The sequence below is a fragment of the Mesorhizobium sp. M0898 genome (assembly GCF_040319695.1).
Lineage (GTDB): Bacteria > Pseudomonadota > Alphaproteobacteria > Rhizobiales > Rhizobiaceae > Mesorhizobium.
Window position 1 is genome coordinate 1 of the sequence record NZ_JAMYOE010000090.1, and the last position, 7,705, is coordinate 7,705.

General features: G+C 61.6%; 1 protein-coding gene and 10 pseudogenes. 6 read left to right on the plus strand and 5 right to left on the minus strand.

The window, feature by feature from the left end; all coding sequences use genetic code 11:
• Positions 1-275: 275 nt before the first annotated feature.
• The 5 genes and pseudogenes from istA (at position 276) to NKH90_RS33810 (ending at position 4,316) form a co-directional block, all read left to right on the plus strand.
• Positions 276-1,770 (plus strand): annotated as a pseudogene (gene istA, locus NKH90_RS33790) (IS21 family transposase).
• Positions 1,767-2,018 (plus strand): annotated as a pseudogene (locus NKH90_RS33795) (ATP-binding protein); the annotation flags it as partial. The pseudogenes istA and NKH90_RS33795, both read left to right, overlap by 4 nt.
• Positions 2,006-2,489, plus strand: a pseudogene (locus NKH90_RS33800) (malate synthase G); the annotation flags it as partial. The pseudogenes NKH90_RS33795 and NKH90_RS33800, both read left to right, overlap by 13 nt.
• Before the next feature lies 1 nt (position 2,490).
• A pseudogene (locus NKH90_RS33805) lies at positions 2,491-2,919 on the plus strand (GlcG/HbpS family heme-binding protein).
• 227 nt (positions 2,920-3,146) lie between these two features.
• Positions 3,147-4,316, plus strand: a complete 1,170-nt coding sequence (locus tag NKH90_RS33810; RefSeq protein ID WP_352823610.1) for a M24 family metallopeptidase — start codon at positions 3,147-3,149, stop codon at positions 4,314-4,316.
• 393 nt (positions 4,317-4,709) lie between these two features.
• Here the strand turns inward: NKH90_RS33810 and NKH90_RS33815 are convergent.
• Positions 4,710-5,516 (minus strand): annotated as a pseudogene (locus NKH90_RS33815) (aminotransferase class I/II-fold pyridoxal phosphate-dependent enzyme); the annotation flags it as partial.
• A gap of 8 nt (positions 5,517-5,524) precedes the next feature.
• A pseudogene (locus NKH90_RS33820) lies at positions 5,525-5,752 on the minus strand (aminotransferase class IV); the annotation flags it as partial.
• A gap of 185 nt (positions 5,753-5,937) precedes the next feature.
• Here NKH90_RS33820 and NKH90_RS33825 point away from each other — a divergent pair.
• A pseudogene (locus tag NKH90_RS33825) lies at positions 5,938-6,134 on the plus strand (glycine C-acetyltransferase); the annotation flags it as partial.
• On the opposite strand, the pseudogene NKH90_RS34980 reads toward NKH90_RS33825, so the two are convergent.
• The 3 pseudogenes from NKH90_RS34980 to NKH90_RS33835 all read right to left on the minus strand — a co-directional run.
• Positions 6,132-6,299, minus strand: a pseudogene (locus NKH90_RS34980) (glycine C-acetyltransferase); the annotation flags it as partial. The pseudogenes NKH90_RS33825 and NKH90_RS34980 overlap by 3 nt on opposite strands.
• A pseudogene (locus NKH90_RS33830) lies at positions 6,293-6,913 on the minus strand (aminotransferase class IV); the annotation flags it as partial. The pseudogenes NKH90_RS33830 and NKH90_RS34980, both read right to left, overlap by 7 nt.
• A 510-nt stretch (positions 6,914-7,423) precedes the next feature.
• Positions 7,424-7,705: pseudogene (locus NKH90_RS33835) on the minus strand (transposase); the annotation flags it as partial.

Here is a 7,705-nt window from a genome sequence, read left to right on the forward strand (position 1 = left end):
GCCTGGTCGGAGTTGACACCTTCAATAGCGTCATCTTTGGCCAACCGGACGGCGAACGGAAACTGCGGGGGCTGGGGAACAGTCTACGGCGCGGCAATCAACCTGGGAACAGCGTCAATCAGGATGGGAGCGTCGCCAGGGACGTCACGGAGGGAGGGCGTAGCCCGACTGGAGGGACGTTCCTGGCGACGGCGCGAACCCACATAGGGGTTCACGCCGTCTGGTGATCGCGATGTGTCGGGTGCATTTCTTCTTCCCGCTCAAAGGAAGAATGAATGTCCGGCAGTCACATCACGGATCAACAATCGAGGCTCTATATGCAAAATCGCCAGAAGCACAGTGTCCCTGTCGCGGCCGCCAAATCAGGTTTCAGCCCATCCACTGGTTATCGGACCGAATCAGACCCGCGTCCACCAAGCGAGAAGAAGTCCAAACACGAACGACGTCGGCCTGATCCATTGGAAGGGATATTCACCGAAGAGGTGGTTCCGATGCTGCAAAGCGCTCCCGGCTTGCGCCCTGTCGGCATTCTTCGTGAGCTTTGCAAGCGTCATCCCGAGCTTGGTTCTGGTATTCGCCGCATACTTGAGCGCCGGATCCGCGCATGGCGCGCGATCCATGGAGCAGATCAGGAGGTCGTATTCCGGCAGGTTCACGAGTCGGGGCGCATGGGGCTGTCGGATTTTACCCATGCGCCGGGCCTCAAGGTCACGATCGCCGGCGCGACCTTCGATTACCTGCTCTATCACTTCCGACTTGCATACAGTGGATTCGAGCATGCCGAGATTGTCGAAGGCGGCGAGATTTTTGCCGCGCTGACAAGTGGTTTGCAGAACGCCCTTTGGTCTCTCGGCGGCGCGCCGCGCGATCACCGCACGGACAGTCTTTCGGCTGCATTCCGCAATCTCAATGCCGATACCGCACAGGACATGACAGATCGGTATGAAGCGCTTTGCGCCCATTACGGCATGAAGGCCAGCCGCAACAATCGCGGCGTCGCCCACGAGAACGGCGCGGTCGAAGGATTCCATGGCGATCTGAAGCGGGAATTGGAGGATGCTCTTCTCCTGCGCGGAACGCGTGACTTTGCGGACGTCACCAGTTTTGCCGCCTTCGTCGACGAGGTTGTCGGCCAGCGCAATGCCCGTCGGGCCAAGGAGATCGCCATTGAGCGCGAAGCCTGCTGGCGCTGCCGCGCAACCAGCCCGAAGGCGAAGACGAGATCGTCTACGTCACCAGCAGTGGAGGGTTTACCCTTCGCCGGGTCTTCTACACCGTTCCTTCACGGCTGATCGGACATCGGCTGCGCGCACGGCTCTTCAAGGAGCATATCGAACTGTTCCTCGGCGGCACGTCCCTGATGAAGCTGCCGCGCGTCAGAGGCCAGCTCGGCCCCACCCAGCATGTCGTGAACTATCATCACGTCATTCATTCCCTGCGCCAGAAACCGGGGGCTTTGCCCAGACTCGCTATCGCGATCAGCTCTTCACCTATCGCAATCTCTACAATGCCGCCATGGAGAGGCTGCCGGAACGCGATGCCTGCCGCCTGACGGTGGAACTGCTGAGCCTCGCCCATGAGCGCAATGTCGAGGCCGCACTCGCCCACGCCATCCAGGGCGAGCTCGATGCGGGAACCTTGCCGACGCTTGACGGCATGCGCGCCCGGTTCGCGCCGAACCCGGCCTGTGTCCCGCAGGTCAGCGTCAATCTGGGTAAACTGGTCGATTACGACAGGCTTATCGGCACCCGCGTGGAGGTCACGGCATGAGACTCAACGATCCTGTCGATACCGCGCGCTTGTCCCTGATGCTCACCGATCTGCGGCTGCCGGGCATCTCCAGGGCCTGGCACACCTTCGCCGAGCGGGCTGACACCGAAGGCTGGCCGGCTTCCCGGCTGCTGGCGGCGCTTGCTGAGTTCGAGGTCGCCGAACGCGAAACGGGGCGTATGCAGCGCCACCTCACTGAAGCGCGTCTTCCTCCGGGGAAAACCCTCGATGCCTTCGACTTAAGCTCGACGACATATTGTCGCCGGTAGCAAGGGGGCCGAACTGGACGCCCGACGAGATCCAGCGCGAACTCGACAACAACGCGCAAAGCATCCTGGGTTACGTCGTGCGCTGGGTCGACCAGGGCGTCGGCTGCTAAGGAGCCCGACATCAACGATGTCGGGCTCATGGAGGACCGCGCGACGCTGCGAATCTCCTCGCAGCACATCGCCAACTGGCTGCACCATGGTGTCTGCACGCACGACCAGGTGATGCAGACGGTGAAGCGCATGGCAGCGGTTGTCGATCAGCAGAACGCCGGCGACAAGCTCTACCGGCCGATGACGCCGGACTTCGACAGTTCGAGCGCCTTCATGGCGGCCAGGGATCTGATCCTCAAGGGGAGGAAACAGCCGAGCGGCTACACGGAGCCAGTGCTGCATGCGCGGAGGCTGGAGCTGAAGGCGAAGGCTACTTTCGAGCATTCTGAAGGGAACTGACATGACCGCACTGACTCTGGCAGCCGCCAACGTGATCATCGCGAATGCGCTGTCCGCGGCGCAGGAGGGACCTCAAGCCAGAGCGTTGCGGTCCTCGACGCCGGCGGCCACCTGATCGCCTTCCAGAAGCAGGACAGAGCGTCGACGCTTCGCTTCGAGATCGCGGACCGGCAAAGCTTACGGTGCCCTGGCCCCGGGCTTCGGCTCGCGCTGGCTCGACAAGGCTTCGGCCGACCGGCCCCATTTCGTAGCTGGGCCCTACGCTGTGTCAGGCGGGAGGATCGTTCCCGTTCCTGGTGGAGTTCTGGTACGCGACAAAGCCGGTGACCTTCTTGGCGCTGTAGGTATTACGGGCGATACCTCCGATAACGATGAGGCAGCGGCGGTGTGCGCGATCGAGAAGAGCGGCCTGAGCGCCCAGCCCGCGTGAACTGCCGGTGGTTCCCATCGCTGGCATCTGTTCTAAATGTGCAGCCGTTTGACGCGGTGGATGCCGTAGACATTGCGGCTATTCGAGGATTATGAAACAGAGGCAGCCATGCTCGGCGCATTTTGTCTAGTTTTGCGCAATCAGCACATCTACGCTCGATGCGATCTCATAGGCGAGGCGGCTGCCGTTCGCAGCGCTGAACGGTGCCACAACAAAGGGCGAATAGGATGTATCAAGAGACTGACCACGGCTTTCCCGCCACTGAGTTCCAAGCGCGGGTTGCACGCGCCCAGGAGCTCATGGCCAAGCACTGCATGGACGGCCTCCTGCTCACCTCTATGGACAACATCCGATATTTTGTCGGCGTGGATTCGACGTTCTGGGAAAGTTACACGCGGCCATGGTTTGTTTTGGTGCCAGCCGCGGGCGACCCAATCGCGATCATCCCGGAAATTGGGAGGGCGATCATCGAGCAGACGTGGATGAAGGAAATCAGGTCTTGGCCGTCCCCTCGGCCCGAGGACGAGGGCACTTCCCTGGTGGTGAGCGCGATTTCCGACCTTCCCCGTCGCCACGGACGCGTCGGGGCGGAGCTCGGGATGGAACTGAGGCTGGGGATCCCAGTCTCTCAGTTGAACGCGATCATAGGCGAGTTGATCGGCGTGGAAATCGTTGACGGGGCTCTCCTGATTTGGCTCCTTCGAATGATCAAGAGCCCGGCTGAGGTAAAGAAGATCAAAAGGGCAATCGATATCGCTGGTGCCGTTTACGACGAGGTACCTGAGTTCGTCAGGATCGGTGACAGCGAGCGCAAGATACTTCGGGAGTTCCGCGCGCGCCTCAATGCGGGGGGGGCGGGCGCTGTCCCGACGCTCATCTGCAGATCCGATGTTGGCGGGCCGTTCGAGATTACCGGCGGACCACGCGAACGGCCGATCGCCGACGGCGACTTGCTCTTCATCGACACGGGCACGACCTTCGATGGGTATTTCTGCGATTACGACCGGAACTTTCAGGTCGGGAGCGCCACCGATGCGCTCCTTTTCGCGCATGAGCGTGTGTGGGACGCGAATGAAGTTGGAATAAAAGCCGCGAAGCCAGGGGTCACAGCCGGGTACGTGTTCGAGCAGATGGCCAAGGCCCTGTCATCGGGCGTGGTAGACCTCAACAGCAACGGGCGCATGGGACACGGGCTTGGGCTTCGTGTTACCGAGCCCCCATCGGTCCGCCTGGAGGACCAGACCGTGCTCGAGCCCGGCATGGTGATGTGCATCGAGCCGGCCCTGGAATACGAGCCCGGCAAGATCGTGCTGCACGAGGAAACGGTGGTGATCACGGAGGACGGGGCCCAGCTACTCACCCCTCGCGCGCCGAAGCAGCTTCCGCCCATCCGCTAGATCGCCCGCAGCGTCAAGCCATTCAGCGGCTGCGTCGTGGTGGCGGTCATCAATGGGGAAACCAGCCTGAAGCACTGCCGGAACGGCAACCCGCGAGCCTGACCCTTGTCAATCGCGACATGCCGGCGTTTCCGATCGCGACTTGAAATTCTCGGGATGGTGAGGCGAGCCCTGCACAAACCCGGCGTATATTCAGCGCGGGAGTTACGAGGGTTGTTCTACCCGTCGGAAGGGCAGGGCTACCGAAGGGAACACTTCGAGTCCGCGGAGTCCATACGGCCGAGGCGTTTGTCGTGCGAAAGTGTGACAATAGTCGGTAAGGGTAAAGCCGATGGCAATCGAGTGACGCTCGGCGTTTTGATACATGTTACGGAATTAACATATCCATATCATTTAGACGACGCCGAGCTCCCTGCCGGCGTAGCGGAATGCCGCGACCGCGCGGTCGATGTCCTCACTTGAATGCGCGGCCGACATCTGCGTCCTGATGCGCGCCTGGCCGCGCGGCACGACTGGAAAAGAAAAACCGAAAACGTAGACGCCCCGCTCCAGCATGCGCGACGCCATTTCCTGCGCCAATGCGGCGTCGCCTAGCATCACCGGGATGATCGGGTGGTCGGCGCCGGCGAGCGTGAAGCCGGCCTTCGTCATCTCGCGGCGGTAGCGAGCCGCGTTGGCGGCGAGCTTTTCGCGCAATGCGTCGCCTTTCTCGATCACGTCGAAAACCCTGAGGGAGGCGGCGGCGATCGCTGGCATCAGCGTATTGGAGAAGAGATAAGGCCGCGAACGCTGGCGCAGCCAGTCCACGACCTCACGCTTGCCCGAGGTATAGCCTCCGGAGGCGCCCCCAAGCGCCTTGCCGAGCGTGCCGGTGACGATGTCCACCCTGCCGTCGACGCCGCAATGCTCCGGCGAGCCGCGCCCGCTCTTGCCTACGAAGCCGACCGCGTGACTGTCGTCGACCATGACGATGGCGCCATACTTCTCCGCCAGGTCGCAGACGCAACGCAGGTTTGCGATAATGCCGTCCATGGAAAAAAAAGCGGCAGCGTTCGGCTTTCTTTAGCTCCTCCTCCAGGGCCGACATGTTGTTGTTGGATAGCGGAAACGCTTTGCCTTTGACAGCCGCACCCCGTCAATGATCGACGCGTGATTCAACTCGTCAGAGATCACGGCGTCCTCTTCGCCGAGTAGCGTTTCGACACGTCGTCGATCTTGGTTACCGGCATGATGCCGCCAGCGGTGGAGGTGATAAACACCTCGTCCGCGGCCTTGAGCTCGCCGCGCCCGATGTCGCGGGCGATGGCGGAGAGGCCGAGCTCCCCGCAGAGGTCGAACACCGTCTGGCGAGTGATGCCTGGGAGGACGCTGTAGGCCGGCGTCCGAAGACGACCGTCCTTGACGGCGAAGACGTTGAAACCGGGACCTTCGGCGATGGCTGTCGGCGACGGAAGGTCGGCGCCGTCACCCGCCAGCTGATGGATCTCTACTGGAAGAAGCACGGCGATCCCGCCTGGTCGACTCTGGTATCCTCCCCGTAATCTGAACCTGTCGCCACGGTGCGCTGTTTAGGCCTCGCCAAAGCGGAGGATGGCGCACCCATGCTTGGACCACGCCGCCGATGACCAGTCTCTTCCTTGCCCATTTGTCGTCCGAACTCGCGGGGTTGAAATCCGCCGGGATCTACAAGCCCGAGCGCGTTATCACGTCGATGCAGTCGCAAGAGGAGCACAAACAGCTCGAGGCGCGGATCTCGTCCTTCCTCGGCTTCGAGGACACGATCCTCTACGGCTCAGTTTTGACGCCAATAGCGGCCTGTGTGCCGCAGATGAAGCGCACCGAGGCCATACCGTAGCCATAGCGGTCGAGCGCATTCTTTGCGGCATCGCGCAGGTCCGTGTTGTCGGCGAGGCCAAGATAATTGTTGGCGCAGAAGTTCAGCACCTTGTTGCCGCCCGCCAACTCGATTTCAGACAGTTGTCGTTGGTATCGACGACCAGTGCCGTCTCCGCGCCATAGTCATACGCATCGAACAGGCCCCTCACGAGGTCAAGCCAATGATAATTCTTGATGGATGGGTCGATCGATTTCGGCGGGATACGTACCGTGTCGCTAATGGCGACATGCAGGCCGCGCTTGAGCTGTTGCTTGTCGGCGACCGAGCCGAATGGCACCGCGAAGGCGATGAATCGATTCTCGGCCTGGCGCGGGTCGCGGCTGAAGGTCGGCGACGTGCCACGTGTGCAGATCATCTCGACGTAGGCCGACCTATGCCCGGATAGCGCGACGCAGTTGGCGAGGATGGCCTCGATTTCAACTCGGCTGTACCGTAGCTTCATGCGCAGCCGTTCCATGCTGCGGAAGAATCGGTCGAGGTGCAGATCCAGCCTGAAAAACCGGCCGTTCCATACGTGAACCGTGTCGTAGGTGGCGTCAGAATGGAGGAAACCCCAGTCCAGGACCGAAACCTTGGCTTCGGACATGGGTAGGTACTGCCCGTCCGTGAAAGCCACGCCATGAGGGTAGCGCCGATGGTCCCGGTGGTGCTGCTCGACGGCTGGCAGAGCCGTTGCGGTCTCAGTTGCGGCAAGTGTCATTCCTCAATTCCTCCGAACCGTGCAGTCCGCGCACCCGGTCGTCTTGAAGGCCGCGCTGGAAGCGCCCGGAGGCCTGGCATCACGGCAGCTCGAATGCTGATGCGGCTCCCGACCGCGAACACGTGTCCCGCGACGTCTACGCAACTGTGTGCCGGCCGCAGGCGCGGGCCCCTTCGTCCGAGCAGCCAGCTCAGTCTGGCCGCATGAATGTGATCGTAGAATCGGCGCACGGATTGCAATCAAAGTGGCGTTGCAGGCGCAACGAGCGCTTCAAAAACTGGCGCGGGGTGATGGAAACGGTTCAGTCGAAACACGCTTAAACCAAGGCTCGAACTTCACGCGGTCCAGGGTGATGATGCTCTTAAATTTGCGGACGTTCGGGTTGGTGTAGAGCTTGGTCTTGACGAAGACATCGAAAGGCCTCGACGTCCCTTCGTCCTGCTTCTGAAACGCGATCAGGTGACCGCCGGCAGGGACTCTCAGGAATCTTGTGCGTGAGGCCGGTTGTCGTCATTGGCTGACGAACCTTTCGCCGAAGACGACGGCGAATTGTGTTCTGGCCTCGAACCACTCGCGCGGGGCGCGTTTCCATTCCTCGGCGGCGTGGTTCAGCACCAGATATAGCAGTTTCATCGCCGCGTCGTCATTGGGAAAGTGACCGCGCGTTCGCACGGCCCGCCAAGCTTTGAGTTCAGCGCCTCGATGGCGTTGGTAACCGGTATGATCATGACGGTGCCATCCGATCCCCGCTGGAGATGAGCGATTTTCGGCGTATGGTGCGACCATCCGGGA